The following is a 26,885-nucleotide window of genomic DNA, read 5'->3' as shown; positions in this document are numbered from 1 at the left end:
GGCCGGCGCCGGGGCGCGTCCCGCGCTGGCCTGCGCCTGTGCCGCAGCGCGCGCTGCCGCTGCCCGTTCCTCGGCGGCCCTGCGTTCGGCCGCACGCTGCTCAGCCTGGCGTCGTGCCGCCTCCCGCGCCGCAGCCTCGCGCGCACGCTTGACCAGCGTGTCGATCACGCGCGCGAGACGCTGCTCGTCCTCGCGCAGCGTCGCGACTTCCCGCTTCTGCGTCTGCAACTGCTTGGACAGGGCGGCGAGCGCATCCTTGCGCTGCACGAGGCTCGCCTCGAGCTGCGCGCGCTGGGCGCGCTGGTCGGCCTCCAGCGTCGCGAGACGATCACGACGGGCGACGATCTCCTGCGCACGCTGCTCCGTGTCGCGCAGATCAGCGCGCATCTCCTCGAGCAGGGTGAGCCTGGCCCGGCCGAGATGCTCGAGATAGTAGGCGTCGCGGGCAAGCTGATTGGGATCCCGGGCCGACAGCAAGGGCGCCACGCTGTCGGCAGCGCCATTCACGTAGTGCCGGCGAAGCCACTCGGCCAGCTCCTCGCGCCGCGCGGCAATCCGCCCTTCGACGTCGCGCTGCGCCTGCTCGAGCGCCACCAGCCGGGTTTCGGCCTCGGCGCGCTCACGTTCGAGCTGGAGGGCACGACGCTGGGCGCGCGAGACCTCGCGCTCGGAATCGGCAACGGCCTTCGCGGCACCCGAGCGGTTCGCCTCGGTGCGCGACATCTCCTGCTGCAACTCGCGGATGCGCTTCTTCAGATCGTCGAGATCGGAGCGCTTGTCGGCGATCTCGCCGCCGGCCTGCGCCAGCACCGCCGTCGGCACGACGCCCGACGCCAGCGTGCAGCCGACAACAAGGGCTGCCAAATAGCGACGACCGGCCAGGCTCATGCAGCGCGGGCTCCGAGTAAAAGACGCGGGGGAGTGGGCGGGCTGGCGGGAGCAAACGACAATCGTTCGCTGACCGCGCAAGACCCTAACGCGTTATTTTATACTAGCGTTTTACGTCGGCCCGCCCCATCGTGAACAAAGACGACATTTTCACGCTCATCGACAAGCATGAGCACATCGAGACCGCCGCGCGCGCGCTCAAGGCCATCGCCCATCCCTTGCGGCTCAAGATCCTGTGCGTGCTCGGCGAAGGCGAAGTCTGCGTGCAGGACATCGTCGATGCGGTGGGCACCTCGCAAAGCAACATCTCCCAGCACCTGGCCATCCTGCGGGACAAGGACGTGTTGCAGACGCGCAAGGATGCGAACCGCGTCTTCTATCGCGTGGGCGACCCCCGCACGCTGCAGCTTGTCTCCCTGATGCGGGAAGTCTTCTGCGGCGTCGACAAGGACGACAACTAACCCCCAACCGGAGCACCCCAAGTCGTGGAATTCCTGCAACAGAACTGGTACTGGGCCGCCCTGGCTGCCGCGAGCGGCAGCTGGCTGATGGTCGAACTGATCCGCGGCCGCGGTGACAAGAGCCAGATTTCCCCGGTCGAAGCGACCCTGCTGATCAACCGCGAGGACGCGATCGTCATCGACGTCCGCGAGCAGGGCGAATACGCCCAGGGGCACGTGCCCAACGCACGCCATATCCCGATGGGCGACATTTCGCGCCGCAGTGCCGAGATGGAGAAGTGGAAGAATCATCCGCTGATCCTGTGCTGCGCCAGCGGCGCCCGCTCGGCAGCGGCCGGCGCCCAGTTGCGCAAGGCCGGTTTCGAGAAGATCTACAACCTGCGTGGCGGCATGGCCGAATGGGAAAAGGCTGGCCAGCCCATCAGCCGCAAACGGAAATGAGCATGCAGCCCCGCATCCGGATGTACGCCACCGCGGTATGCCCCTACTGCGTGCGTGCCGAACAGCTGCTGCTCAGCAAGGGCGTCGCCGACATCGAGAAGATCCGCATCGACCTCGACCCGGCCCAGCGCGACCACATGATGCAGCTCACCGGCCGTCGCACGGTTCCCCAGATCTTCATCGGCGACTACCATGTCGGCGGCTGCGACGATCTCTACGCCCTCGACCGCGCCGGCAAGCTCGACCCCTTGCTGCGTGGCGACTCCGCCTGAGCTCCGTCGCCGCAACCTCCCAGCCTCATTCACGCCACTTCACCGGATCAAACTCAATGTCTGAAAACGCGCAACCCGTCTTCTCGATCGAAAAACTCTACGTCAAGGATCTCTCGGTCGAGGTACCCGGCGCCCCGCAGATCTTCCTCGAGCGCGAAGCGCCCCAGGTCAACGTCCAGCTGCGCACCGAAGGCCAGAACGTCGATGACGGCGTGTTCGAAGTCACGCTGACCGTTACCGTGTCGGCCAAGATCGGCGAAGATCGCACCCTGTTCCTCGTCGAGGTCGCGCAAGCCGGCATCTTCCAGATCCGCAACGTGCCCGACGCCGACCTCGAGCCGGTGATGATGATCGGCTGCCCGAACATCCTCTTCCCCTATGCACGCGAAGCCGTGTCCGATGCGGTCACGCGCGCGGGCTTCCAGCCGGTGCTGCTGTCGCCGGTCAACTTCGAGGCGCTCTACCAGTCGCAGCGCCAGCAGGTCGCCCAGCAGGCCGCGGGCGAAGTGCCGATCCAGTGACGAGGCTTCACGCCATGAACCGCCTGCGCCGACCCGCCCTGCCCCGCCTTGCCACGATGCTCGTCGCACTCGCCGGCGCAACGGTCGGCACGGCGCAGGCCATCGAATTCCGCTCGCTGAGCGAACCCGCGATCATGTACGACGCGCCCTCCGAGCAGGGCAAGCGCCTCTTCATCCTGCGAACCGGCACGCCGGTGGAAGTCGTCGTCACGCTGGACAAATGGATCAAGGTGCGCGAGCCGGGCGGCTCGCTCAACTGGGTCGAGCGCCGGGTGCTGGCCAACCGCCGCACGGTGCTGGTCACCGCGGAACGTGCAGCCGTCCGGCGCGAAACGCGCGAGGAGTCGCCGCTCAGTTTCGAGGCGGCGCGCAACGTCGTGCTCGAGCTGGCCGAACCGCCGAGCCTCGGCTGGGTGAAGGTTCGCCATGCCGACGGCCAGGTGGGCTACATCCGCGCGGGCGACATATGGGGGCTGTAAGCCGCCAGCGCATCGCCGTGTTCGGCGCCGGCGCCTGGGGCACTGCGCTGGCACAGGCCTTCAGCAGCACGCACGACGTGCGCCTGTGGGCCCGCGACGTGGCGCATCTGCAGACCCTGGCGCTGACGCGCGAGAACCGTCGCTACCTGCCCGACGTGCGTCTGAGCGACACACTGGTCTTCGAGCCCGACTTCGCCGTCGCCGCCCAGTCCGCGGACCTGCACCTGGTCGTGACACCGTTGGCGGGCCTGCGCGAGACCGTGCGCGAGCTGCACCGGCTCAAGCCTCGCACGCCGCTGCTATGGGCATGCAAGGGACTGGAAGCCGGCACCGGCCGCCTGCCGCACGAGATCGTCACCGAAGAACTCGGCAGCGACGCGGCCTGCGGCGTGCTGACGGGACCGAGCTTTGCCGCCGAGGTCGCGCGCGGCCTTCCAACCGCAATCACGCTCGCCGCGGCCGACGATCACTTCGCCAGCCGCTGGGTCGCAGCCCTGCACCAGCCGCGCCTGCGGATCTACGCCAACACCGACCTGGTGGGCTGCGAGATCGGTGGCGCGATCAAGAACGTCATGGCGATCGCTGCCGGCGTCTCCGACGGTCTGGGCTTCGGACTCAACGCACGCGCCGCCCTGATCACACGTGGCCTGGCGGAGATCGCCCGCCTTGCCGCCGCACTCGGCGGCCGCAGCGAAACGCTGATGGGCCTGACCGGCATGGGCGACCTGATCCTGACCTGTACCGGCGACCTGTCGCGCAACCGTCGCGTCGGCCTCGAGCTCGCCAAGGGCAGCACGCTGGCGGACATCCTGCGCGATCTCGGCCACGTGGCCGAAGGGGTATCCACGGCGCGCGAAGTCGTCGCGCTCGCCCGCCGCAAGGGCGTCGAGATGCCGATCTGCGAAGCGGTCGATGCGCTGCTGCATCACGGGCTCGACGCCCGCAGCGCGGTCGAGCGCCTGCTCGCGCGCGATCCGCGGCACGAATAGTCCCTGCTCGGCTAAGCGGCTCCGGCAAAGCCCTGCTGGCGCCAGGCTTCATACACCACCACCGCCACCGCGTTGGACAGGTTGACGCTGCGGTTGGTGGGCCGCATCGGGATGCGGATGCGCATGTCGGCCGCGAACTGCGCCAGCAGCTCCGCCGGCAGCCCCCGGCTCTCCGGGCCGAACACCAGCACGTCGCCTTCGCGGTAGGCCACGCTGTCGTGACGGTGCGAGCCGCGCGTCGTCAGCGCGAAGAAGCGCCGGCCTGTCAGGACTTCCTGGCACGCAGCCCAGTCGCGATGCACGGTCACGCAGGTCAGGTCGTGGTAATCCAGCCCGGCGCGAGCCAGATGCTTGTCGGACAGATCGAAGCCGAGCGGCTCGATCAGATGGAGCCGACTGCCGGTATTGGCGGCGAGGCGGATGATGTTGCCGGTGTTGGGCGGAATCTCGGGCTGGAAGAGGACGATTTCGAACATCGGGCAGAGGCTTTCAGGCTGCGCCGGCCAGGCGCGAAGGCCGCAACTGTAGCTCAGCCCGGCGTCGGCGTGCGCGCCACGACGAGATTGCCGACCCAGCTGGCGCCCTGGCGCTTCAGGCAGCACGCGAGTGCGTTCAGCGTGGCGCCGGTCGTCATCACGTCATCGACCACCAGCACCCGCGCACCTGCCAGGGCCAGGTCGCAGTCGAACACCCCGCGCGGACTGCGCAGCCGCGCCTCGCGGTCGAGCGTCGCCTGCGCGGGCGTGTCGCGCACCTTGGCGACCCGCGCCAGCTCCATCGGCAGACCGGATACCCGGGCCAGTGGTCGCGCAATCTCGACGGCCTGGTTGAAGCCGCGCTCGGCCAGTCGCCGCGCATGCAGCGGCATCGGCACAAGGAGATCCGCGCGACGGGCGAACGCGCCGCCGACGGCGCACACCTCCTGGGCCAGGTAACGCGCCACCGACAGCTGGTGGCCGTACTTCAGCGCATGAACCAGGCGATCGACCGGGAATGCATAGTCGAACAGCGCCAGCGTGGCGTCGTAATCGGGCGGCTCGCGCAGGCACTGGGCACAGGGCCCGCCGTTGAGCCCCGGCAGTGCGCAGACCGGACAGGCGGTGGGTGGCCGCCGTGGCAGCTCGTCGCAGCAGTCTGCGCACAGGCCGTCGGACCCGGCGGGCTCGCCGCAGACCAGACAATCCTGCGGCATCAGGACGTCGAGGACGCGGGCCAGCAGGCGGCGGGAGTCACGAGCGAGGTTTGACAAGATTTCCGGCCTTGGCAGAACATGCGAACCTCGCAATTACAGCCCCTCGCGCCGGAAATGACAATGAATTCGACCGCGCCGTCCGACGCCGGGCACTTCTCGCTCGACCACCGCCTGCTGCGACGACGCTTCGAGCGCGCCGCCTCGCACTATGACGAAGCCGATGTCGTGATGCGAGAGATCTCGCGCCGGATGGACGAACGACTCGACTACATCCGCATCGAACCGCGACGCATCCTCGACCTCGGCTGCGGCACCGGCGCCGACCTGCCGAGACTTGCACAACGGTTTCCACAGGCCACGCTGCTGGCGGCCGACTTCGCCGCGCCGATGGTCGCTCGCGCCGGTGTGCGCCTGCAGGCCGAAGCACCCCAGCCCGGCCTGCTGCGCCGCCTGCTGGGCGGCACCCCGCCGCCGCCGCCTCATCTGGTCGCCTCGGCCAATGCCCTGCCCCTGGCTCGCGGCAGCCTCGGGCTGGTGTGGTCCAACCTGATGTTTCCAGCGCTGGACGATCCCCTGCCCGCACTGAAGGAGATCCACCGCACGCTCGAAGTCGGCGGCCTGCTGATGTTCTCGACCCTGGGCCCGGATTCGCTGAAGGAACTGCGCGCCTGTCTGCCGGGCGCCGCCGGCGAACGTGTGCATCGCTTCATCGACATGCACGACCTGGGCGATGCGCTGGTGGGCGCCGGCTTCTCCGACCCGGTGATGGATATGGAGATCCTGACACTGACCTACGCCGACCTCGACGGCCTGCTGCACGACCTGCGCACAAGCGGCGCGGCCAATGCAGCCTCGACGCGACCGCGCGGCCTGTCGGGCCGCGCCGGCTGGGCAAAGGCCCGCGCCGCCTACGAAGCCCTGCGCCAGAATGGCCGCCTGCCGGCCACGCTGGAAATCATCCAGGGTCACGCATGGAAAGCCGCCCCCAAGACCACCGAAGACGGTCGCAGCATCGTCCGCTTCCAGCCCCGTCCGACAGCGCGCTGAGCTGCCGCGACACGCCCCATCGCACCAAGCCCATGCATTCCGACCCCGTCTGGCTGTTCGACCTCGACAACACGCTGCACAACGCCAGCCCGCACATCTTCCCGCACATCAATCGCAGCATGACCGCCTACCTCGAACAGCACCTCGCGCTGTCGAGGGAGGAAGCGAATGCGCTGCGCATGCAATACTGGCACCGCTATGGCGCCACGCTGCTCGGACTGATGCGACACCATGGCACGGACCCGCGGCACTTCCTGGTCGAGACACACCGCTTTGACCGACTGCACGAGATGATGGTGTTCGAGCGCGCGCTGCGCGGCCTGCTGCGCAAGCTGCCGGGGCGCCGCTTCGTGTTCTCGAACGCACCGCGCCACTACGCGCTGGCCGTGCTGGACACCATGGGCATCCGTGACCTGTTCGAAGACGTGATCGGCATCGAGGACCTCGACTACCACCCCAAGCCGGGCATTCGCGGCTATCGCAAGCTGCTGTCGTCGCGTCGGCTGAATCCGGCGCGCTGCATCATGCTGGAGGATTCGGCGGTCAATCTGCGCACGGCCAAGCGCCTGGGCATGCGCACCGTGCTCGTCGGCCGCAACCTGCGCACCCCGGCCTACGTCGACGTCAAGCTTGCCTCGATCCTCGACCTCAGGCGCGCGCTGGGCCGCCTGCTGGGCTGAAGTTCAAACGAGCCGCATCAGCACGGCCCCCACGCCGTAGCCCTCAGGCAGCGCCTGCGCACAAGGCACGAAACCGAGCCGGCGCCAGAAGCCGACCGCGTCGGCCAGCGCCACCAGTTGCAGGCCCCGGTGCTCCGCCGCCCGCGACCAGTCAAGGACCTGCGCGAACAGCCGTCCACCGAGCCGCTCGCCGCGCGCACGCGGAGAAACCGCAAGATCGTGCAGGAAGCCGTGGTCGGCCGCAGGCGGCAGGCTGGCGAGCGGAGCATGCAGCCGCGGCGCGCCCGCGGTCCACGGATGGGCGAAGACATAGCCGAGGCCGACGCCGTCGCGCTCGGCGAACCAGCAGGCATCGGGGGCGAGCCGCAGCTTGCGGGCGAGCACCTCGGCGGATTCCTGGTAATCGTCGCCGTAGGCCTCGCGCTGGATGCGGAGCACCGCGTCGAGGTCGTCCATGCGCATCGCCCGCAGCATCACGGGCGATGTATGCGGCACTCGCGCGATCACGCGCCGGACTTCATCCAGCGCGCGGCGTCGAGCGCGTAGTAGGTCAGGATGCCGTCCGCACCGGCACGCTTGAACGACAGCAGCGCCTCCATCGCGCAGGCCTTTTCGTCGAGCCAGCCATTGGCCCCGGCCGCCTTCAGCATCGCGTACTCGCCGCTGACCTGATAGACATAGGTCGGCACCTCAAGCTCGCGTTTCACGCGACGCACGATGTCCAGGTAGGGCATGCCGGGCTTGACCATGAACATGTCGGCCCCCTCGGCGATGTCGAGCGCGACCTCGCGGATCGCCTCGTCGCTATTGGCCGGGTCCATCTGGTAGGTGTACTTGTTGCCCTTGCCGAGATTGCCGGCCGAGCCCACGGCGTCGCGGAACGGACCGTAGAAGCTCGACGCGTACTTGGCCGAATAGGCGAGGATGCGGGTATGGATGTGGCCGGCGCGATCGAGTTCGGTGCGGATGCGGCCGATGCGGCCGTCCATCATGTCCGACGGCGCCACCACGTCGGCGCCCGCCTGGGCGTGACACAGGGCCTGCTTCGCCAGCGCCTCGAGCGTCTCGTCGTTCATGACGTAGCCGCGCGGGTCCTGCGGGTCGATCAGGCCGTCCTGGCCATGGCTAGTGTAGGGGTCGAGCGCGACGTCGGTGATCACGCCCAGCTCCGGGAAGCGCGCCTTCAGCGCCTGCACGGTACGCGGCACCAGGCCGTCCGGGTTCCACGCCTCTTCGGCGCCATCGGTCTTGCCGGCGGCGTCGATCACCGGGAACAGCGCCAACGCCGGAACGCCCAGCGTCAGCGCCTCTTCTGCCACATGCAGCAGGCGGTCGATCGATACCCGCTCGACCCCTGGCATCGATGCCACCGATTCGGTGCGCTGCTCGCCATCGAGCACGAAAACCGGATAGATCAGGTCGTTGGCCGTGAGCACGTTCTCGCGCATCAGGCGGCGGGAAAAGTCGTCGCGGCGCATGCGGCGCATGCGCGTTGCAGGGAAGGCTCCAGTCGGTCGCATCGGAATCTCGTGATCTGGTTGATTTCGCTCCGTTCATCCGCCGCCACGACACATGCGGTAACGGATGGCTTACGGAACTTTCGGTAAGGGCGGTCTATCTTAGCAAGCAGACGGCAGCGCGCCCCCGCGTCATCCCGTCTCCCGCTTCACCTCCCTGAGCGGGTGCCTCACGCCAGTGAGGCATTTTCACCCCCGACTACTCCCCTGGTCGGGGGTTTTTGTTTTCTGCGTCCGCAATGGCAGGCTCCGCCGCAGGCGCTTCGGCCGCAGGCGCTTCGGCCGCGGGCTCACCGAGGCCCAGCCAACCGGCGATCACGCGCTCGGCCTCCTCGACACCACTCTTCTTCAGGCTAGAGAACAGCTGCACGGTTACCTGCGGCCCCAGCGGCGCCAGTTCGCGCCGGACATCCTGCAGTACCGCCGCCGCCGCGCCGCGCGAGAGCTTGTCGCTCTTGGTCAACAGCACGTGCATCGGTCGGCCCGAGGGCGCGAACCAGTCGATCATCTGCCGGTCGAGCGGCGTCAGCGGATGGCGCGAGTCCATGATCAGCACCAGCCCGATCAGGCTCTCACGCTTCTTCAGGTAATTCTCGATCAGCCCCTGCCACTGCCGCCGCACTTTCTCGGGCACCGCGGCATACCCGTAGCCCGGCAGGTCGACCAGCAAGGCGCCACTGTTGAGGCGGAAGAAGTTGATGAGCTGCGTACGACCGGGCGTCTTCGAAACGAAGGCGAGTCGGACATGGCCTGCAAGCGTGTTGATCGCGCTCGACTTGCCCGCGTTCGAGCGTCCCGCGAAGGCGATCTCCGCACCGGAGGGAGGCGGTAAGCCGGACGGCTTGGCGATCGAGATCTCGAATTGTGCGTTGCGGAACAGGGGCATGAATAAGTGGGGTAAAAGGCCGGCGGACTGCGGAACAAAGCCCACATCGCATCGCGCAACGCGGGTTTCCTGATATAGAATACCGCGTTTGAAACAATCACTCACGGCTTTCCGAGGACATCATGATCAAGCGTTCCCTGCTGCTCTCGTCCCTGTTGCTTGTTGCCGGCGGCCTGCAGGCCCAGGAGCAGGCTCCGGACCTCGCCAAGGCGAAACAGACCGCCGAAACGGTCTGCGTCGCCTGTCACGGCGCTGACGGCAACAGCCAGCTGTCGGCCAACCCGAAGATCGCCGGGCAGCACGAGGACTACCTCTACAAGCAGCTGCGCGAGTTCAAGGGCTGGGACGGTGCCAAGCCCCTGCGCGAGAACGCGGTCATGGGCGCGATGGTCGCCGGCCTCGAAGACGCCGACATGAAGGGCCTGGCGAAGTACTTCGCGTCCTTCGAGCTGCAGCCCGAGCCGGCCAAGAACCTCGAAACCATCGAACTCGGCCAGAAGATCTGGCGTGCAGGCATCGCCGCCAAAGGCGTGCCCGCCTGTGCCGCCTGCCACGGTCCTGCCGGCGCCGGTCTCCCCGCCCAGTATCCGCGCCTGTCGGGCCAGTTCGCCGAATACACCGAAGCCCAGCTCAAGGCCTTCCGTGACGGCGGACGCGACAACGACCCGAACCGCATGATGCGCATGATCGCGCTGAAGATGACCGATGCCGAGATGAAGGCGGTCGCCGACTTCGCGGCTGGCCTGCGCTGAGCACACCCGGCCTTTGACGCGTCCCGTGGAGGGGTGGATTGCTCCACCCCTTTTTCTTTTTCCGGCCGGCCCTGCGCCTGACACCTGACGCCATGGCCGACGCCCTGACCCAATGCCCGGGGGCCTGATGCAACGCGGCACCTCACGCGCCCTGTTCGAGCTGTTGAGCTCGATGCGCTTCGCCATCAGCCTGCTGACCATCCTGTCGATCGCCTCGGTGATCGGCACCGTCATCAAGCAGAACGAACCCTTCAACGCCTACCTGAACCAGTTTGGTCCGTTCTGGTTCCCCGTGTTCGACAAGCTGGGCCTGTACTCGGTCTACAACGCGCCCTGGTTCGTCGTCATCCTCGCCTTCCTCGTGCTGTCGACCTCGCTGTGCATCGTGCGCCAGACCGCGCCCATGCTGCGCGAGATGCGCCACTTCCGCGAGCATGCGCGCGAGGCTTCGCTGCGCCAGTTCGGCCACCAGGCGAGCTTTGCGCCCGCACTCGAAGGGCCGGCCGCGGTGGAGCGTACCCAGGCCTACCTCACCCAGGCCGGCTTCCGTTTCCGCACCGATGCGCGGAGCGACGGCACGCTGGTGGCCGCCAAGCAGGGCAGCACGGGCCGCCTCGGCTACTTCCTCGCCCACGGCGCCATCGTGCTGATCTGCATCGGCGGCCTGCTCGACGGCGACCTGCCGCTGCGAATCCAGATGTGGGCCGGCGACAAGCAGCCCACCGCCGGCAACCAGCTCATCGCCGGCATTCCCGACGCGGCACGGATGAGCGAATCCAACCCGAGCTTCCGCGGCAACGTCTTCATCCCCGAGGGCCGCTCGGCGAACGTCGCGGTGCTCGCCGTCGGCGACAACATCCTGCTGCAGGAACTGCCGTTCACGATCTCGCTGAAGAAGTTCCACATCGACCACTACGAGAACGGGATGCCCAAGCGCTTCGCCAGCGACATCCTCGTCACCGACGACGAGAGCGGCGAGAGCTTCGAGCACACGATCGAGGTGAACAAGCCGCTCGAACATCGCGGCATCACGCTGTACCAGTCGAGCTTCGACGACGGCGGCTCGATCCTCGAACTCGTCGGCCACAGCCTGCTGGTGGGTGAAGCCGGCAAGCTGCTCGAGTTCAAGGCCGAGGTCGGCGAAGCGCGCCGGATCGAACACCCGAAGTTCAAGTACACGCTCGAGCTGACGAATTTCAGGGCCTTCAACGTCGAGGAAATGGGCGAAGGCGGCAATGCCACCGAGACCGCGCGCGGCATGGCCAGGCTGCAGGAGCACCTCGGCAGCGGCGCGAAGACGCCGCACGAGAAGGATCTGCGCAACATCGGCCCGAGCTACACCTTCAAGCTGCGCGACGAAGCCGGCCAGGCACGCGAGTTCCAGAACTACATGCTGCCGATCGTGCAGGGCGGCCGCTGGTTCATGTACTCGGGTACGCGCGACGCCCAGTCCGAGCCCTTCCGCTACATCCGCCTGCCGCTGGACGAGGACGGCCGCATCGACACCTGGTTCGCGCTGCGTCAGATGATGTTCGATCCGGAGAATCGCGCCGAGATCGCCGCGCGCTTTGCCGCACGCAGCTTCGGCCTCGACGACGCCCGCGCCCAGATGCGCGATGCGCTGGCCCAGACCGCCGCCCACACGCTCACGCTGTTCGCCGACCGCGGCTACGAGTCGGTGGGCCGCTTCCTCGAGAGCACCGTCGCCGCGGGCGAACAGGAGCGCGCCGCCGACGTGTTCGTCAAGATCCTGCAGGGCCTCGCCTGGGAAGCCTGGGCGCTGGCGCGCGAGCGCAGCGGCATGACGCCGCTCGAGCTGAACCAGGCCCGCGCCCAGTACCTCAACGACACGCTGGCGGCGCTCTCGGACAGCCTCTTCTACGGCGTGCCGGTCTTCCTGCAGCTGATGTCGTACGAGGAACGCCAGGCCACGGTGCTGCAGGCGACCCGTTCGCCGGGCCAGCCGCTCGTTTACCTGGGTTCGCTGCTGCTGGTACTGGGCGTGTTCGCGATGCTGTACATCCGCGAACGTCGCCTGTTCGTGCTGCTGAAACCGAACGAGGCCCTAGTGGCGATGTCTTCGAACCGCAAGGCGATGGATGTGGACGAGACTTTCCAGCGCCACGTGGACGGCCTGCGCGCCGCTCTCGGCACCGCCCCGACCGACTCACCCCTTGCCGCAACCGACCCCGTCAGAGGTTCATGATGGACATCGCCCAGCCTCGCCCCTCCAGCCCGACCAACCTGCCGCCCGAGGCACTGCCCCCCCGGCGTCACTGGCTGCGCCAGCTCGGCGCGCTCGACTGGCTCTATGCCTTCGCCCTGGTGCTCGGTGCGATCTTCGCGCTGCGCGAGTACGGCGACTTCATGGATGTGTACGACAAGGGCATCCTGATCCTGCACGTCCCGATCCTCGCCGCGATCGGCTGGCACTGGAAGGCCTTCCGCCCCTATCTCGCCGCCGTCACCGTGCTGTCGCTGACGGCGATCTGGCTCTATCAGGGCGACCTTGCGCGTGCCGAGCAGACCTTCTTCCTGAAGTACCTGATCTCGAGCCAGACCGCGATCATGTGGATGAGCGCGCTCATCTTCATCGCCACCGGCGCCTACTGGCTGGGCCTGCTGGCGCGCTCGGACTTCGGCGACCGCACTGGCACGGCACTGACCTGGATCGCCGTCGTCATGGGCACGACCGGCCTCTTCGTGCGCTGGTACGAGTCCTACCTGGTCGGCCCCGACGTCGGCCACATCCCGATCAGCAACCTGTACGAAGTCTTCGTGCTGTTCTCGCTGATGACCGCCCTGCTCTATCTGTACTACGAACTGCGCTACGCCACCCGCAAGCTGGGCGCCTTCGTGCTGCTGGTGATCTCGGCCGCGGTGGCCTTCCTGCTGTGGTACACCTTCACCCGCGGCGCACACGAGATCCAACCGCTGATCCCGGCGCTGCAGTCCTACTGGATGAAGGTCCACGTGCCGACCAACTTCATCGGCTACGGCGCCTTCGCACTGGCAGCGATGGTGGGCAGCGCCTACCTGCTGGCCGAACGCGGCCTGCTCGCCTCGCGCCTGCCTGCGCTGCGGGTACTGGAAGACGTGATGTACAAGTCGATCGCGATCGGCTTCGCCTTCTTCACCATCGCCACCATCCTCGGCGCACTGTGGGCGGCCGAAGCCTGGGGCACCTACTGGCAGTGGGACCCGAAGGAGACCTGGGCCCTGATCGTGTGGCTGAACTACGCCACCTGGCTGCACATGCGCCTCACCAAAGGCCTGCGCGGCGCGCTGCTGGCGTGGTGGGCAGTGGTCGGCCTGCTGGTGACGAGCTTCGCCTTCATCGGCGTCAACATGTTCCTGTCGGGCCTGCACTCCTACGGCGCGCTGTAAGCCGCGCCAGGCCCTGCCTCATCCCTTGCGCGGACGGGACAGCCTCTCCAGTTCCGCCGCGCTGAATCCCGCCGCCCGCCGCGCCTCGATGTGGAGCGGCGGCTGCGGCCGCGGTGCGCGGAAGTCGTCGATCAGTTGCAGGTAGGTCGCCTCCGGCTCCAGCCCGCGCGCAGCGCACTGCTGGCGAAACCAGCGGTCGCCGATGGCGACGTGGCCGATCTCGTCGCGCAGGATGATCTCCAGCACGGCGACGCTCTCCGTATCGCCGATCGCCTTCAGCTTCTTCATGATCGGCGGCGTCGCATCCAGCCCGCGCGCCTCCAGCACCCGTGGCACCAGCGCCATGCGCGCGAGCAGGTCGTGCGCCGTGCGGCAGGCCATGTCCCACAGGCCGTCGTGCGCGGGAAAATCGCCGTAATCGAAGCCCAGCGCCTGCAGGCGCGCCACCACCAGCCCGAAGTGATCGGCCTCCTCGGCCGCGACCTTGAGCCAGTCGTCGTGGAAGGCGGCCGGCTGGCCGCGGAAGCGATGCACGCAGTCGAGCGCGAGGTTGATCGCGTTGAACTCGATGTGCGCAATTGCGTGCAGCAGCGCAGCATGGCCTTCGCGGCTCCCGGGGCGGCGCCCCGCCAACTGTGCCGGCGAAACGAGTTCGGGCCGCGCCGGACGCCCCGGCTCGCGCAGCGGCTCGACGATGTCGGCCGCGCGCGTCACGACCCGCGTTCCCGCCAACCAGTCCGCGCGCAGCGCAGTTGTCGACGCGCATTTCTGCCGGGGGTCGCTGATCATCAGGGCGGCCAGCGCCGCATCATGTACCGAGGCTTGCATGGGCGCGGAGTCTAGCAAAAGCCCGCCCCGGCGGCGCCATCGTCGCCATGCATCCACACCCGGGCCGCCAATGTGGGAAAATGGCGGCCGTCGCGACCCAGCCGGGTCGCCCCTCCCGGACCCACGCAGATGACTCAGTCCACTTCTGGCGGCGACGCGGGACGCAATTTCCTGAGTGTCGCCGATGCACGCAGCCTGATCCTCGATGCCCTGTCGCCGATCGACGGCTGGGAGCGTGTCGCGGTACGCGCTGCGCTCGGCCGCGTGCTGGCGCGCGACGTGATCGCGCCCTACAACGTGCCGGCGCATGACAATTCCGCGATGGACGGCTACGCCGTGCGCGCCGCCGACCTCGCGTCCGACGCGGAAACTGCGCTTGCGGTGGTTGGCACCGCCTTCGCCGGACGCCCGTTCTCGGGCATCGTCGGGCCCGGCCAGGCCGTGCGCATCATGACCGGCGCCGCGATCCCGCAGGGCGCGGACACCATCGTCGTGCAGGAAGTCGCCCGCCGCGAACACGACCGCGTCTTCGTTCCCACCGGCCAGAAGCGGGGCCAGAACCTTCGCCATGCCGGCGAGGATCTCGCCGAAGGCAGCATCGCCCTGGCGGCCGGCACGCTCTGCGGCCCGGCGGAACTCGGCCTGATCGCCTCGCTCGGCATCGCCGAGGTCGTCGTGCAGCGCCGCCTGCGCGTGGCCTTCTTCTCCACCGGCGACGAGATCGCATCCATCGGCCGGCCGCTGGCGCCGGGCGAGGTCTACGACAGCAACCGCTACACGCTGTTCGGTGCGCTCTCGCGCCTGGGCTGCGAACTGCTCGACATGGGCGTCATCCCCGACGAGCCGGCCGCGCTCGAGGCTGCCTTCCGCGACGCCTCGCTGGCAGCCGACGTCATCATCACCAGTGGCGGCGTATCGGTCGGCGAGGCCGATTTCATCCGCGAGATGATGGCGCGCATGGGCGAAGTCTCGTTCTGGAAGCTCGCGATCAAGCCCGGCCGGCCGATGGCCTTCGGCCGTATCGGCAAGGCCACGCTGTTCGGCCTGCCCGGCAACCCGGTCGCGGTGCTGGTGACCTTCTACCAGTTCGTGCAGGACGCGCTGCTGACGCTGATGGGCGTGACCCCGCTGCCGCCGGCCGAACGCTTCGCGGTCCGCGCCGACTTCGCCCTGCGCAAGCAACCCGGCCGCGTCGAGTACCTGCGCGGACGCCTGCAGCGCGACGGCGCCGAGCTCTCGGTCGCCATCGCCGGCGCGCAGGGTTCGGGCGTGTTGCGCTCGATGTCCGAAGCCGACTGTTTCATCGTGCTGCCGGAGGACTGCACCGCGGTGCAGCCCGGCGACGCTGTTTTCGTACAACCTTTCAATGGCCTGGTCTGAGAACCGGGAAACACACATGACCCAGGACGAACTCAAGAAAGCCGCCGCCCTCGCCGCCCTCGACTACATCGAGGACGGCAGCATCGTCGGCGTCGGTACCGGCTCGACCGTCAATCATTTCATCGACGGCCTGGCCGGGATGCGCGACCGCATCCGCGGCGCCGTCTCCAGCTCCGAGGCGAGCTCGAAGCGCCTCGCCGCACACGGCATCCAGGTGTTCGATCTCAACGACATCGACAGCATCCCGGTGTATGTCGACGGCGCAGACGAGATCGACGGCAGTTTTGCGATGATCAAGGGCGGCGGCGGCGCGCTGACGCGCGAGAAGATCGTCGCCGCGGTGTCGAAGCGCTTCATCTGCATCTGCGACGCCAGCAAGCGGGTCCTCACCCTGGGCCGCTTCCCGCTTCCGGTCGAAGTCATCCCGATGGCACGCAGCCACGTCGCCCGCGAACTCGCCCGCCTCGGCGGCGAACCGCGGCTGCGCGAAGGCTTCGTCACCGACAACGGCAACCTGATCCTGGACGTGCACGGACTGGCGATCAGCGACCCCGTCGGCACCGAGACCCGCGTCAACCAGATCGTCGGCGTCGTCACCAACGGCCTCTTCGCCGAGCGCGGCGCCGACCTGCTGCTGCTCGCCGGCAGCCACGGCGTGGAACGGCTGCAGCGCCCCTGACCCGGTGCCGCAGAGGTTTCAGCGGGATGACTTGCAACAAAACCTTAACCTTGTGCTGCTAGCCTCCATGCTTCTCTCGAACGGATCACGGCGAAGATGACGCAACACACCTACAAGCAGTTCAACGTCGAACTGGAAGAAATCCGCAGCGGCGTGCTGCAGATGGGCGGACTGGTCGAATCACAGGTCAAGAACGCGCTGGAAGGCCTGCGCACCGGCGACCTCGCCCTGCTCGACCAGATCATCGACGAGGACCAGCGCGTCAATCTGATGCAGAAGGAACTCGACGTCGAGTGCAACCACATCATCGCCAAGCGCCAGCCGGCCGCGGTCGACCTGCGCCTGGTGATGACCGTCATCAAGTCGGTTGGCGACCTCGAACGCATCGGCGACGAAGCCAAGAAGATCGCCAAGGCCGCAAAGCGCCTTCATTCGAGCGAAGTCGCCTTCACGCCGCGCGTCGACCTGTCGCATGCCGCCCAGCTCGCACTGTCGATGCTGCACTCGTCGCTTGACGCCTTCGCCCGTGCCGACGCCAGCGTCGCCCCGCGCATCAAACGCCAGGATGCCGAAGTGGACGCGAACTTCAAGGCGACCATGCGCCAGCTGATCACCTACATGATGGAAGACCCGCGCACCATCACCAACAGCCTCGAGCTGCTGTTCGCCGCCAAGGCGATCGAACGCGTCGGCGACCACGCGATGAATATCGCCGAGTACGTTGTCTTCCTCGTGGAGGGCGAGGACGTGCGCTACGCGAAGGCCGAAGCCCGCCTCGGCGACAAGAGCTGACGCGCACAGCAACCGCCCGACTTATGGCCGCAGACAGCAAAAGAGGGATGGCTCAGCCATCCCTCTTTTGCTTTGCAGCGCACGCGACGGACATCGCCCGCCGCCCACGCCTTACTGCGCGGGCGGAACGTAGCCGCTGATCTGGTCGGCGCCGCCTTCGAAGAAGTGCTTCTCCATCTGCTCCGCCAGGTACTTGCGCGCACGCGCGTCCATCAGGTTCAGGCGGTTCTCGTTGATCAGCATGGTCTGGTACTTGACCCATTGCTGCCACGCCTCCTTCGACACATTGTCGAAGATGCGCTTGCCGAGCGCGCCCGGCACCGGGGGAAGATCCAGGCCTTCCGCCTCGCGACCGAGTTTCACGCAGTTAACCATGCGAGCCATGTTCATTCCTCTCTGCTATCGGGTTCATCGGAGCTCGAAGCCGGCATTCTAGCGGATTCACCCGCCGTCCTCGCGGACAGCGTCCAGCGATCGCGCCCCTCGGACTTCGAGCGGTACATGGCCTCGTCCGCAGCCGCGATCAGTGCCTCGGCATCGAGCCCGTTATCGGGGAAAACGGCGATGCCGATGCTCGCCGTCACACCCGCGTCCTTGCCCTCGAAACAGAAGCGCAGTCCGGCGACCGTCTCGCGCAACCGGCCCGCCAGCTCGGCCAGCTCCTCGGTCTGGGCATCGGGCACCAGCATCGCGAACTCGTCGCCACCGATGCGGAAGAACATCTCGTGCCGGCGCACGATGCGGCTGACGCGCTCGGCAAGTCGCACCAGCACCTCGTCGCCGGCCTGGTGTCCGAAGGCATCGTTGATCGGCTTGAAACCATCGAGATCGATGCCGAGCAGGCCCACCGCGTGCCCGCGCCGGCTCGCATCGGCCAGCGTCCGCTCGAGTTCCTCGTGGAAACGACGGCGGTTGTACAGGTTGGTGAGCGGATCGCGCTCGGCCATCTCGACCAGTCGCGCCGAGATGCGGCGCGCCTCGGTGACGTCCTCGTAGATCCACACGCGCCCGATGCCATGCCCCTCGACCGATCCCTCGACCACCGCCGAGCGATCGGTGACGATGCGCCCGTCGACGAGGCGGAACTCGAATGCGTCGCTGACGCCCTGGCGCCGCTCGACCACTTCCGCGACGTGGGCGAAATAGGCATCCGGATCGGCAAGCTGCGGCCTCACCGTCTCCTGCACCACGCTTTCGCGCGTGCCGATCAGGTGGGCATCCGGCGGATAGCCCCAGATCTCGAGCATGGCGCGGTTGTAATACAGCACGCGCTTGTCCTGATCCATGAAGAGGATGCCGAGCCGGATCAGGTTGAGCAACGCGGCCAGGCGCTGGCGCTCGTCGTTGCTGCGCAGCAGGTAGTGTTCGCGCAGCGCCTGCGCGCGGCGTAGTTCGGTGACGGTCTCCAGCAGCTTGTATTCCGTCTGCTTGCGTGCCTGGATGTCCTCTGCCGAAAGACGCAAACGCCAGTGGCCGCCGCTGTCCACGCGCCGCCAGTGCGACGCGACCCAGGCCGTTTCGCCGTCACGCCGCACGAACCGCAACTCGAAATCCTGCGGCAGGCCATCTGCGGCAAGCTGCGCCACGGCCCGCGTGCAGTGCGCACGGTCGGACTCGTGGACGATCAGCGCGAACAGATCCTGCGCGACGAGACAGTCAGCAGGCGCATAACCGGTGACCCGCTCGATCGAAGGGCTGATCCACAACAGCCGAAGCTGCTCGTCGAACAGCGCCTCGACACCGTGCACACCCTCGGCCACCTGGCGACAGTAATCGTCCTGGGCGTTGACCGCCTCGTCTGACGCAGCGCGCTTGGGCCACAGGATCATAGGGACTTCACGAAGACTTTGGAGCGCCGCTGGAAGTTGTAAAGCTCCCGCTTCTGACGCGGCAAGGCCTCGGGACCGATCTCGTTGAAGCCGCGCTCGCGGAACCAGTGCGCGGTGCGCGTCGTGAGCACGAACAGACGCTCGAGGCGCTGAACACGGGCACGACGCTCGATGCGCTTGAGCAGCTGGTCGCCGAGGCCCGCCCGGCGGTACTCCGGCGTCACCGCAAGGCAGGCGAGCTCGGCCGCGTTGTCTTCCGAGAACGGATACAGCGCCGCGCAACCCACCAGCACGCCATCGTGCTCGACCACGGTGAAGCGCTCGATCTCCTGTTCGAGCAGCTCGCGCCCGCGACGCACGAGCGTACCGTCCGCCTCCATCGGCGAGATGAGCGAGACCAGCGCGGCCACGTCATCGACCGTCGCCTCGCGCAGGCGGAACAGCGGGTCGCGCGACACCACCGTCCCGACGCCGGCATGGGTGAAGAACTCGAGCAGCAGGCCGCCGTCCTTGTCACGGTCGATCAGGTGGCAGCGCGCCACGCCACGCCGCACCGCGCGGATCGCACAGGGCAGGAAGAGATGAAGGTCCTCGGTCAGCCCTTCGCCGGTCTCGATCTTGGACTGCGCCTCGTCGGCCGTGACCGACTCGACGAGCTGGCCCTCGGCGTCGAGCAGGCCGGGCGCATCGCACAGGTAGATGAGCTTTTCGGCCTTCAGCGCCACCGCGACCGCCTCGGCCACCTCCTCCATCGCGAGATTGAAGATCTCGCCCGCTGGCGAGACGCCGAGCGGCGTGATCAGCACCACGTTCTGCTGGTCGAGGTCGGCGTTGATCTCCTCGGCGATGATCTTGCGCACAGCGCCGGTGAACTGGTAGTCGACCCCATCAACCACGCCGAAGGGACGCGCAGTGATGAAGTTGCCGCCGGTGACGCGCATGTAGCTACCGGCCATCGGCGTGTTCGGCAGGCCCTGCGACAGCAGCGCCTCGACCTCGAAACGCGTCACCGCCATGGCGGATTTGACGCACTCCAGCGCCTCGGCATCGGTCACGCGCAATCCGTGGTGGAAACGCGGCTCCAGCCCGCGCCGCGCCAACTCGACGTCGATCTGCGGCCGCGCCCCATGCACCAGCACCAGGCGGATGCCCAGCGCCGCGAGCAGATTGCAGTCGTAGGCCAGGCTTTGAGCGCGCTCGCCCGCCGCCACCTCGCCGCCGAAGCCGACGACGAAGGTCTTGCCGCGAAAGGCGTGGATGTAGGGGGCCGCGCCGCGCACCCAGGCGACGAACTGCGAGGTGGGATCCTCGGTCGCCGGCACGGCCGGCATGGCGGGTTTCGATTCAGCGTTCACGCATTCACCGCGACAGGAGCCGGCCGGACGGCCACGGGGGCCAACACGAGCGGCAGGATTTCGAATGACGGAATTCTAACGGATGCCACAGCCCTGCGCCGCGGCCTCATCAACACGGTCTCGGCGAGCACGACCTGATCGCCCCCATCATTGCGCAAGCACCGCCTCGAGCCGCTCGCAGATCGTGCGCAACACCTTGATACGCGCGAAGTGCTTGTCGTCGGCCTCGACCAGCGTCCAGGGCACGGTGCCGGTGCTGGTACGATCGACCATGTCGCACACCGCCCGCGTGTAGTCGTCCCATCTGTCGCGGTTGCGCCAGTCCTCGGGCGTGATCTTGAAGCGCTTGTGCGGTTCGGCCTCACGCTCCTTGAAGCGCTCGAGCTGCTCATCCTTGCTGATCGCCAGCCAGAACTTCACCACCACCGCGCCGGCTGCGGTCAACTGGTCCTCGAAGTCGTTGATCTCGGCATAGGCGCGCATCCAGTCGGCCTCGGAGCAGAAACCCTCGACACGCTCGACCAGCACGCGGCCGTACCACGAGCGATCGAACATCACGACCTTGCCGCGCGGCGGCACATGGCGCCAGAAGCGCCACAGGTAGGGCTGCACGCGCTCCTCCTCGGTCGGTGCGGCGATCGGAATGATGCGGTACTGGCGGATGTCGAGCGCGCCGGCGACGCGGCGGATCGCACCGCCCTTGCCGGCCGCATCCATGCCTTCGAACACCAGGACCAGCGAGTGCCGGCGGAAGGCGTCCTCGCGCGTCAGCAGCGCAAGCCGGCCCTGCAGCAGTTCGAGCTCGCGCTCGTACTCCTTGCGCCCCATGTCCTGGCGCACGAGGCTGTCGACCAAGTTGCGCTGGTCCACCCGCGGCGCGAGCGGCGCCGCCGACAGGCGCGGCTTCCAGTTCTGGGAGGCCGCGTCGAGCCGGTGGCGCAGCGCCGACAGCAGCGTGCGCGCGACGAACAGCGCGCGGTAGTTGGGGTCCGAACCATCGACGATCAGCCAGGGCGCATCGCCCGTGCTCGTCGTGCGCAGCACGTGCCCGGCCACCTCGCGGTAGCGGTCGTACAGCTCGTAGAAGCGCCAGTCGCGCTCGGTGACGCGCCAGCGCGTGCGCTCATCCTTCTCCAGCTCTTTCAGTCGCTTTTTCTGCGCGTCCTTGGAGAGATGAAACCAGAACTTGATCAGCAGCACGCCCTCGTGCGCGAGCATCGCCTCGAAGCGACGGATCTCGTCCAGGCGCTGATCGAGTTCGGCACGCTTGCACACGCGATCGACGCGGTCGCGGATGGGCTGGGTGTACCAGTTGTTGAACAGCACGCCGATCTTGCCGTGCGGCGGCAGCGCGCGCCAGAAGCGCCACATGAAGGGATGTTCGGCTTCCTCCGGCGTGGGCGTGTCGAAAGCCCAGGCCTGGATGTGGCGCGGGTCCATCCACTCGTTGAGCAGGTTGGCCGTCTCGCCCTTGCCCGCCCCATCCACGCCGTTGATCAGCACGACGACGGCAAACTGCTTCAGTTGCAGCAGATCGAACTGGGCGTCGAGCAGATCGGCGCGCAGCCGCGGCACGATCGCGTCGAATTCTTCTTTCGTAGTCCGGTGACCGAGTTCCGCGGATTCGAACATCGATGCCCCTCGTCGGTTGTCGTCCAGCAGCCGGCACCCACATGGCACCGGATCAGAAATCGCCCCACTGCGCCTGCAGCACGGCCAGCGCGGCCAGCCCTGCCGTCTCGGTCCTGAAGACCCGCGGCCCGAGCGTCACGCGCCGGAAACCGGCGGCGTCGCAGGCCGCCAGTTCGGCCTCGGTCCAGCCGCCCTCGGGGCCGATCAGGACATGCACCGCGCCCTCGGGCCGCGCCTCACCGCCGAAGCCGGTTCCACCACCGGGCGCCAGCACGTAGCCACGCTCGCCACGCACCGCAGCGAGCCACGGCACCAGCGGCTGCAAGGGATGGACCTGCGGGATGCGGTTGCGCCCGCTCTGCTCGCAGGCCGAGACCGCCACCTGCTGCCAGTGCGCAAGCCGCTTGTCGGCACGCTCGCCGGACAATCGCAACACCGATCGCTCCGCCTGCACCGGCTGGATCGCCATGACGCCCAGTTCGACCGCCTTCTGCACCACCCAGTCCATCTTGTCGCCCGAAGCCAGCGCCTGCACCAGCACCACCTGCAACGGCGACTCGCGGTCGAGCGTCCGCCGCTCGCCCAGCTGCGCGAACCCAGCCTTGCCGCGCACCACCAGCCGGGCATCGACCTCGCCCCCCTGGCCGTCGAACAGCACCATCGGCTCGCCATCGCGCAGGCGCAGCACGCGCAAGGCATGGTGCGCGAGCCCTTCGGGCAGCGCGACCTCGCCGGACTCGGGCAGATGCCCCGGAAAATGGAATCGAGAAATCATCGTAAGATTATAGGCTCCGCATCCCCGCGCCCGACCGGCAAGGAGCCCACATGCCCACCGCAGCCCAACGCCTCGCCCGTGCACGCGCACTCGAATCGATGGTGCGCGACATCGCGCGCGCGGAAATCCTGCCCCGCTACCTGAAATCGGCACGCAACCGCAAGCCCGACGGCTCGCTGTTCACCGAGGCCGACGTCGAGTCGCAGCGACGTTTCACCGAGGTTCTGCCGCAGTTCCTTCCGGGGGCCGTGCTGGGCGAGGAGATGACCGCCACCGAGCAGGCCCACCTGTGGAACGAGGGCGGGCGCGGCATGTGGTGTATCGACCCGATCGACGGCACGACCAACTTCGCCAACGGCATCCCGCTGTTCGCTGTGTCCATCGCCTACCTGATCGAGCGCGAGCCGGTGCTGGGCGTCGTATACAACCCGATCACCGACGAGTCCTTCTACGCTGCGCGCGGCGCCGGCGCCTACCTCAACGGTACGGAGCTGCCCTTGCGCCAGGGTGCGGCCCGGCTGGCCGACGCGGTGGCGGGCGTCGATTTCAAGCGCATCAGCCACCACCTCGGCGACGAACTGGCGGTGCGTCCTCCGTACTACTCGCAGCGCAACTTCGGCTCCAGCGCACTCGAATGGTGCTTCGTCGCGGCAGGCCGGCTCGATGTCTACCTGCACGGCGGGCAGATGCTGTGGGACTACGCCGCCGGCCGCCTGATCCTGGCCGAGGCCGGCGGCCAGGCAGAAGCCCTGGGCGGCGGCTCGCTGATGTCGGGGCCCGCGGTCAAGCGCGGCGTGATCGCCGCCGCCAACCCGGGCCTGTTCGCCGAATGGTCGGCGTGGGTCAAGGCGCGCTCCTGAGCCCCGCAGCGCGTGTAAACGAATCTCACCGCAATTTGCTGCAGCGCAATATACTCGTGTGACGATACCGTTCGCCCAGCGCGGAGACCACCATGTCCATGAAGCACCCGATCATCGCCGTCACCGGCTCATCCGGCGCAGGCACGACCACGGTCAAACACACCTTCGAGGCGATCTTCCACCGTGAGCACGTGAATGCGGCCATCGTCGAAGGCGACAGCTTCCACCGCCACACGCGGGCGGAGATGCAGTTGCTGATCGAGGAGGCCGAGCGTCTCGGGCAACGCGGCATCAGCCACTTCGGCCCCGAGGCCAATCTCTTCTCCGACCTGGAAAGCCTGTTCCGGGCCTACGGCGAAGCGGCAACCGGCCGCCGCCGGCACTATATCCACAACGAGGCGCAGGCCATGCGCTGGAACCTGCCGATGGGCACCTTCACCGAATGGGAAGACCTGCCCGTCGGTACGGACTGCCTGTTCTACGAAGGCCTGCACGGGGCAGTCGTCACCGACACCGTGGATGTGGCACGCCATGTCGACCTGCTCATCGGGGTCGTGCCCACCATCAACCTCGAGTGGATCCAGAAACTGCACCGCGACACCAAGATCCGCGGCTATTCGCCCGAGGCCGTGCAGGACACCATCCTGCGCCGCATGCACGACTACGTGCATTACATCGTGCCCCAGTTCGCGCGCACCCACATCAACTTCCAGCGCGTGCCGGTGGTCGATACGTCGAACCCCTTCATCGCGCGCGACGTGCCGACGCAGGACGAGTCGATGGTCGTGATCCGCTTCAAGGACCCGCGCGGCGTGGATTTCCCCTACCTGCTGCGCATGATCCACGACGCCTTCATGAGCCGCGCCAACACCATCGTGATTCCAGGCGGCAAGCTCGACCTGGCGATGCAGTTGATCCTCACCCCGCTGATCTGGAAGCTGATGGAGCGCCGGCGGCAGTGGGTTTGATCGCCCGACACGCTCACCTGACCATCCGTCGCCCGTACAGATGTCGCATTGCAGCATTGGCATCGCCGGGAACTTTTAAGGGATAATTGCGGCTTTTCCGATGGTGGCCTCCGGCCCGAGAACAGCATGCAGTCGACCCGCAACGTCAAAGCCCCGGTCTTCAACCCCATCACCGGCGCGATCCGCGCCCTGGCGATGGACGCCGTGCAACAGGCCAATTCCGGCCACCCCGGCGCGCCGATGGGCATGGCCGAGATCGCGGAAGTGCTGTGGCGCCACCACCTCAAGCACAACCCGGCCAACCCCAAGTGGGCCGACCGCGACCGCTTCGTGCTGTCCAACGGCCACGGCTCGATGCTGATCTACGCGCTGCTGCACCTGACCGGCTACGACCTGCCGATCGAGGAACTCAAGCGCTTCCGCCAGCTGCACAGCAAGACCCCGGGCCACCCCGAATACGGCTACGCGCCCGGCGTCGAGACCACCACCGGCCCGCTCGGCCAGGGCATCACCAACGCCGTGGGCATGGCGCTGGCCGAGAAGATCCTCGCCGCCGAGTTCAACCGTCCCGGCCATGAAGTGGTCAACCACCACACCTACGTCTTCCTCGGCGACGGCTGCCTGATGGAAGGCATCTCGCACGAAGCCTGCTCGCTCGCCGGCACCTGGGGCCTGGGCAAGCTGGTCGCGTTCTACGACGACAACAACATCTCCATCGACGGCCACGTCGACGGCTGGTTCACCGACGACACCCCGAAAAGGTTCGAAGCCTACGGCTGGCAGGTCGTCCGCGACGTTCAGGGTCATGACCCGGTCGCCATCGAAGCCGCCATCCAGCAGGCCAAGGCCAACACCGCCCAGCCCACGCTGATCTGCTGCAAGACCATCATCGGCGCCGGCGCCCCCAACAAGCAGGACAGCCACGACGTGCATGGCGCCCCGCTCGGCGCCGCCGAGATCGAGGCCGCACGCGCCCACATCGGCTGGAACCACCCGCCCTTCGAGATCCCGGCCGACGTCTATGCGGCGTGGGATGCGCGCGCCAAGGGCGCCGAACGCGAGGCCGAGTGGAACGCTGCCTTCGCCGCCTACCGCGCCGCCCACCCCGAGCTCGCCGCCGAGTTCGAGCGCCGCATGGCCGGCGAGCTGCCCGCCGACTGGGACGCCCACGTCGCAGCGGTGCTCGCCAAGGTCACCGACAAGGCCGAGACCATCGCCACCCGCAAGGCCAGCCAGAACAGCATCGAAGCCTACGCGCCCAAGCTGCCCGAGCTGCTCGGCGGCTCGGCCGACCTCGCCGGCTCCAACCTCACGCTGTGGTCGGGCGCCAAGGGCGTCAGCAAGAGCAGCGGCGGCAACTACGTCTATTACGGCGTGCGCGAGTTCGGCATGGCGGCGATCGCCAACGGCATCAGCCTGCACGGCGGCCTGATCCCCTACACCGCCACCTTCCTGATGTTCAGCGAGTACGCGCGCAACGCCCTGCGCATGGCCGCGCTGATGAAGGTGCGCCAGATCTTCGTGTTCACCCACGACTCGATCGGCCTCGGCGAGGACGGCCCCACCCACCAACCGGTGGAGCAGACCGCCACGCTGCGCCTGATCCCCAACATGGACGTGTGGCGCCCCTGCGACACCACCGAATCCGCCGTGGCCTGGGTGAGCGCGATCGAGCGCCGTGACGGCCCGACGAGCATGTGCTTCTCGCGCCAGAACCTGCCCTTCCAGGCCCGCACGGCGGAACAGGTCGCCACGATCCGCAAGGGCGGCTACGTGCTGTCGGAAGCTGCCGGCGGCAAGCCGCAGGCGGTGATCATCGCCACCGGCTCCGAGGTCGCGCTTGCCATCGCCGCGCAGAAGACGCTGGCCGAGCAAGGTGTCGCAGTGCGCGTGGTGTCCATGCCCTCGACCAACGTCTTCGACCGCCAGGACGCCGCCTACAAGGCGAGCGTGCTGCCCGCCGGCCTGCCGCGCGTCGCGGTCGAGGCCGGCTGCACCGACGGCTGGTACAAGTACGTCGGCCTCGAAGGCCGCGTGATCGGCATCGACCGCTTCGGCGAGTCGGCGCCGGCGGGCGAGCTGTTCAAGTATTTCGGCATCACTGCGGATGCGGTGGTGCAGGCAGTGAAATCGGTGCTCTGACGAGAACCTGACGCGGGAGCGGCTCCGGAATCGGACTGCTCCCGTTGCACATCGGGGCTCGGGCCGGCACGCGCCGGCAGGACATCGGCAAGGACAAACATTCAGTTTTACGACGTTATTTCAGGGAGAAGCA

General features: G+C 67.8%; 29 protein-coding genes. 17 read left to right on the top strand and 12 right to left on the bottom strand.

The features are described 5' to 3' along the window. A partial coding sequence (locus C664_RS14970; protein WP_004263066.1) for a murein hydrolase activator EnvC family protein occupies window positions 1-888 on the bottom strand: 888 nt, incomplete at its 3' end. Window positions 889-1,019: 131 nt separating this feature from the next. Between C664_RS14970 and C664_RS14965 the strand changes: the two genes are divergently transcribed. From C664_RS14965 to C664_RS14940, 6 genes are read left to right on the top strand one after another with little or no spacing between them, the layout of a single operon-like run. Continuing rightward, window positions 1,020-1,349 carry an ArsR/SmtB family transcription factor gene (locus C664_RS14965; protein WP_004263063.1) on the top strand — a complete coding sequence of 110 codons (330 nt, stop codon included), beginning with the start codon at window positions 1,020-1,022 and terminating at the stop codon, window positions 1,347-1,349. Between the two features lie 24 nt (window positions 1,350-1,373). Beyond that, window positions 1,374-1,790 (top strand): rhodanese-like domain-containing protein, encoded by a 417-nt coding sequence (locus C664_RS14960; protein WP_004263058.1) that lies wholly within the window; start codon window positions 1,374-1,376, stop codon window positions 1,788-1,790. A gap of 2 nt (window positions 1,791-1,792) precedes the next feature. After that, window positions 1,793-2,062, top strand: a complete 270-nt coding sequence (gene grxC, locus C664_RS14955; RefSeq protein ID WP_198291537.1) for a glutaredoxin 3 — start codon at window positions 1,793-1,795, stop codon at window positions 2,060-2,062. A 56-nt stretch (window positions 2,063-2,118) separates the two neighbouring features. Then, window positions 2,119-2,583: a protein-export chaperone SecB gene (gene secB, locus C664_RS14950; RefSeq protein ID WP_004263050.1), complete on the top strand. Its 465-nt coding sequence runs from the start codon at window positions 2,119-2,121 to the stop codon at window positions 2,581-2,583. A gap of 14 nt (window positions 2,584-2,597) precedes the next feature. Next, the gene (locus tag C664_RS14945; protein WP_004263046.1) at window positions 2,598-3,062 is read left to right on the top strand and encodes an SH3 domain-containing protein; all 465 of its coding nucleotides are present in this window, start codon (window positions 2,598-2,600) and stop codon (window positions 3,060-3,062) included. Next, window positions 3,050-4,051, top strand: coding sequence for an NAD(P)H-dependent glycerol-3-phosphate dehydrogenase (locus C664_RS14940; RefSeq protein ID WP_004263042.1), 1,002 nt, complete (start codon window positions 3,050-3,052; stop codon window positions 4,049-4,051). Before C664_RS14945 ends, C664_RS14940 begins: the two co-directional genes overlap by 13 nt. 11 nt (window positions 4,052-4,062) lie before the next feature. Here C664_RS14940 and C664_RS14935 read toward each other — a convergent pair whose 3' ends face one another. Continuing rightward, complete coding sequence (locus C664_RS14935; RefSeq protein ID WP_004263040.1) at window positions 4,063-4,527, bottom strand: tRNA (cytidine(34)-2'-O)-methyltransferase; 465 nt, start codon at window positions 4,525-4,527, stop codon at window positions 4,063-4,065. 53 nt (window positions 4,528-4,580) lie between these two features. Continuing rightward, window positions 4,581-5,300, bottom strand: coding sequence for a ComF family protein (locus C664_RS14930; protein ID WP_004263039.1), 720 nt, complete (start codon window positions 5,298-5,300; stop codon window positions 4,581-4,583). 63 nt (window positions 5,301-5,363) lie between these two features. On the opposite strand from C664_RS14930, the gene C664_RS14925 reads away from it, so the two are divergent. Together C664_RS14925 and C664_RS14920 are read left to right on the top strand one after the other, a co-directional pair. After that, window positions 5,364-6,290 carry a methyltransferase domain-containing protein gene (locus tag C664_RS14925; RefSeq protein WP_004263038.1) on the top strand — a complete coding sequence of 309 codons (927 nt, stop codon included), beginning with the start codon at window positions 5,364-5,366 and terminating at the stop codon, window positions 6,288-6,290. A gap of 32 nt (window positions 6,291-6,322) precedes the next feature. Beyond that, the gene (locus C664_RS14920; protein ID WP_004263036.1) at window positions 6,323-6,970 is read left to right on the top strand and encodes a pyrimidine 5'-nucleotidase; all 648 of its coding nucleotides are present in this window, start codon (window positions 6,323-6,325) and stop codon (window positions 6,968-6,970) included. Window positions 6,971-6,973: 3 nt separating this feature from the next. Here the strand turns inward: C664_RS14920 and C664_RS14915 are convergent, their stop codons facing one another. From C664_RS14915 to yihA, 3 genes are all read right to left on the bottom strand, one after another. Further along, complete coding sequence (locus C664_RS14915) at window positions 6,974-7,477, bottom strand: GNAT family N-acetyltransferase (RefSeq protein WP_232435115.1); 504 nt, start codon at window positions 7,475-7,477, stop codon at window positions 6,974-6,976. Next, a complete protein-coding gene (gene hemB / locus C664_RS14910; protein ID WP_004263032.1) occupies window positions 7,474-8,490 on the bottom strand; it encodes a porphobilinogen synthase in 1,017 nt (338 codons plus the stop codon). Before hemB ends, C664_RS14915 begins: the two co-directional genes overlap by 4 nt. A gap of 196 nt (window positions 8,491-8,686) precedes the next feature. Next, window positions 8,687-9,373, bottom strand: a complete 687-nt coding sequence (gene yihA, locus C664_RS14905) for a ribosome biogenesis GTP-binding protein YihA/YsxC (RefSeq protein WP_004263031.1) — start codon at window positions 9,371-9,373, stop codon at window positions 8,687-8,689. A 122-nt stretch (window positions 9,374-9,495) separates the two neighbouring features. Here yihA and C664_RS14900 point away from each other — a divergent pair, with 122 nt between their 5' ends. The 3 genes from C664_RS14900 (at window position 9,496) to ccsB (ending at window position 13,512) form a co-directional block, all read left to right on the top strand. Then, window positions 9,496-10,125, top strand: a complete 630-nt coding sequence (locus tag C664_RS14900; protein WP_004263029.1) for a c-type cytochrome — start codon at window positions 9,496-9,498, stop codon at window positions 10,123-10,125. 127 nt (window positions 10,126-10,252) lie between these two features. Beyond that, a complete protein-coding gene (locus C664_RS14895; protein WP_038012017.1) occupies window positions 10,253-12,331 on the top strand; it encodes a cytochrome c biogenesis protein ResB in 2,079 nt (692 codons plus the stop codon). Next, a complete protein-coding gene (gene ccsB / locus C664_RS14890) occupies window positions 12,328-13,512 on the top strand; it encodes a c-type cytochrome biogenesis protein CcsB (protein ID WP_232435114.1) in 1,185 nt (394 codons plus the stop codon). The genes C664_RS14895 and ccsB overlap by 4 nt, the downstream gene beginning before the upstream one ends. Window positions 13,513-13,530: 18 nt before the next feature. Here the strand turns inward: ccsB and C664_RS14885 are convergent, their stop codons facing one another. Continuing rightward, complete coding sequence (locus C664_RS14885; RefSeq protein WP_004263022.1) at window positions 13,531-14,340, bottom strand: ferritin-like domain-containing protein; 810 nt, start codon at window positions 14,338-14,340, stop codon at window positions 13,531-13,533. 129 nt (window positions 14,341-14,469) lie between these two features. On the opposite strand from C664_RS14885, the gene moeA reads away from it, so the two are divergent. The 3 genes from moeA (at window position 14,470) to phoU (ending at window position 17,191) form a co-directional block, all read left to right on the top strand. Further along, entirely contained in the window at window positions 14,470-15,720 is a 1,251-nt protein-coding gene (gene moeA, locus C664_RS14880; RefSeq protein ID WP_004263019.1) for a molybdopterin molybdotransferase MoeA, read from the top strand. A gap of 16 nt (window positions 15,721-15,736) precedes the next feature. After that, complete coding sequence (gene rpiA / locus C664_RS14875; RefSeq protein ID WP_004263015.1) at window positions 15,737-16,399, top strand: ribose-5-phosphate isomerase RpiA; 663 nt, start codon at window positions 15,737-15,739, stop codon at window positions 16,397-16,399. A 96-nt stretch (window positions 16,400-16,495) separates the two neighbouring features. After that, window positions 16,496-17,191 (top strand): phosphate signaling complex protein PhoU, encoded by a 696-nt coding sequence (gene phoU, locus C664_RS14870; protein ID WP_004263012.1) that lies wholly within the window; start codon window positions 16,496-16,498, stop codon window positions 17,189-17,191. A 111-nt stretch (window positions 17,192-17,302) separates the two neighbouring features. Here the strand turns inward: phoU and C664_RS14865 are convergent, their stop codons facing one another. The 5 genes from C664_RS14865 to C664_RS14845 form a co-directional block, all read right to left on the bottom strand. Next, window positions 17,303-17,575, bottom strand: a complete 273-nt coding sequence (locus C664_RS14865; RefSeq protein WP_004263011.1) for an oxidative damage protection protein — start codon at window positions 17,573-17,575, stop codon at window positions 17,303-17,305. Between the two features lie 2 nt (window positions 17,576-17,577). Beyond that, entirely contained in the window at window positions 17,578-19,020 is a 1,443-nt protein-coding gene (locus tag C664_RS14860) for a sensor domain-containing diguanylate cyclase (protein WP_004263008.1), read from the bottom strand. Further along, window positions 19,017-20,351, bottom strand: a complete 1,335-nt coding sequence (argA, locus tag C664_RS14855; RefSeq protein ID WP_004263007.1) for an amino-acid N-acetyltransferase — start codon at window positions 20,349-20,351, stop codon at window positions 19,017-19,019. Before argA ends, C664_RS14860 begins: the two co-directional genes overlap by 4 nt. Window positions 20,352-20,522: 171 nt before the next feature. After that, on the bottom strand, window positions 20,523-22,007 hold the full coding sequence (gene pap / locus C664_RS14850; protein ID WP_004263005.1) for a polyphosphate:AMP phosphotransferase: 1,485 nt from the start codon (window positions 22,005-22,007) through the stop codon (window positions 20,523-20,525). 52 nt (window positions 22,008-22,059) lie between these two features. Beyond that, on the bottom strand, window positions 22,060-22,782 hold the full coding sequence (locus C664_RS14845; protein ID WP_004263003.1) for a 16S rRNA (uracil(1498)-N(3))-methyltransferase: 723 nt from the start codon (window positions 22,780-22,782) through the stop codon (window positions 22,060-22,062). 50 nt (window positions 22,783-22,832) lie between these two features. Between C664_RS14845 and C664_RS14840 the strand changes: the two genes are divergently transcribed. The 3 genes from C664_RS14840 to tkt all read left to right on the top strand — a co-directional run bounded on the left by C664_RS14840 (window position 22,833) and on the right by tkt (window position 26,752). Continuing rightward, on the top strand, window positions 22,833-23,642 hold the full coding sequence (locus tag C664_RS14840; RefSeq protein WP_004263001.1) for an inositol monophosphatase family protein: 810 nt from the start codon (window positions 22,833-22,835) through the stop codon (window positions 23,640-23,642). Window positions 23,643-23,734: 92 nt separating this feature from the next. Beyond that, window positions 23,735-24,610, top strand: a complete 876-nt coding sequence (locus C664_RS14835; RefSeq protein ID WP_004262999.1) for a phosphoribulokinase — start codon at window positions 23,735-23,737, stop codon at window positions 24,608-24,610. A 126-nt stretch (window positions 24,611-24,736) separates the two neighbouring features. Then, window positions 24,737-26,752, top strand: a complete 2,016-nt coding sequence (tkt, locus tag C664_RS14830) for a transketolase (RefSeq protein WP_004262997.1) — start codon at window positions 24,737-24,739, stop codon at window positions 26,750-26,752. Window positions 26,753-26,885: the final 133 nt, after the last annotated feature.

This window comes from Thauera sp. 63 (genome assembly GCF_000310165.2).
In the GTDB taxonomy this organism is placed as follows: Bacteria; Pseudomonadota; Gammaproteobacteria; order Burkholderiales; family Rhodocyclaceae; genus Thauera; species Thauera humireducens.
The sequence above is the reverse complement of the archived record's forward strand: the minus strand, read 5'-3'. Positions and strand labels throughout refer to the sequence as shown.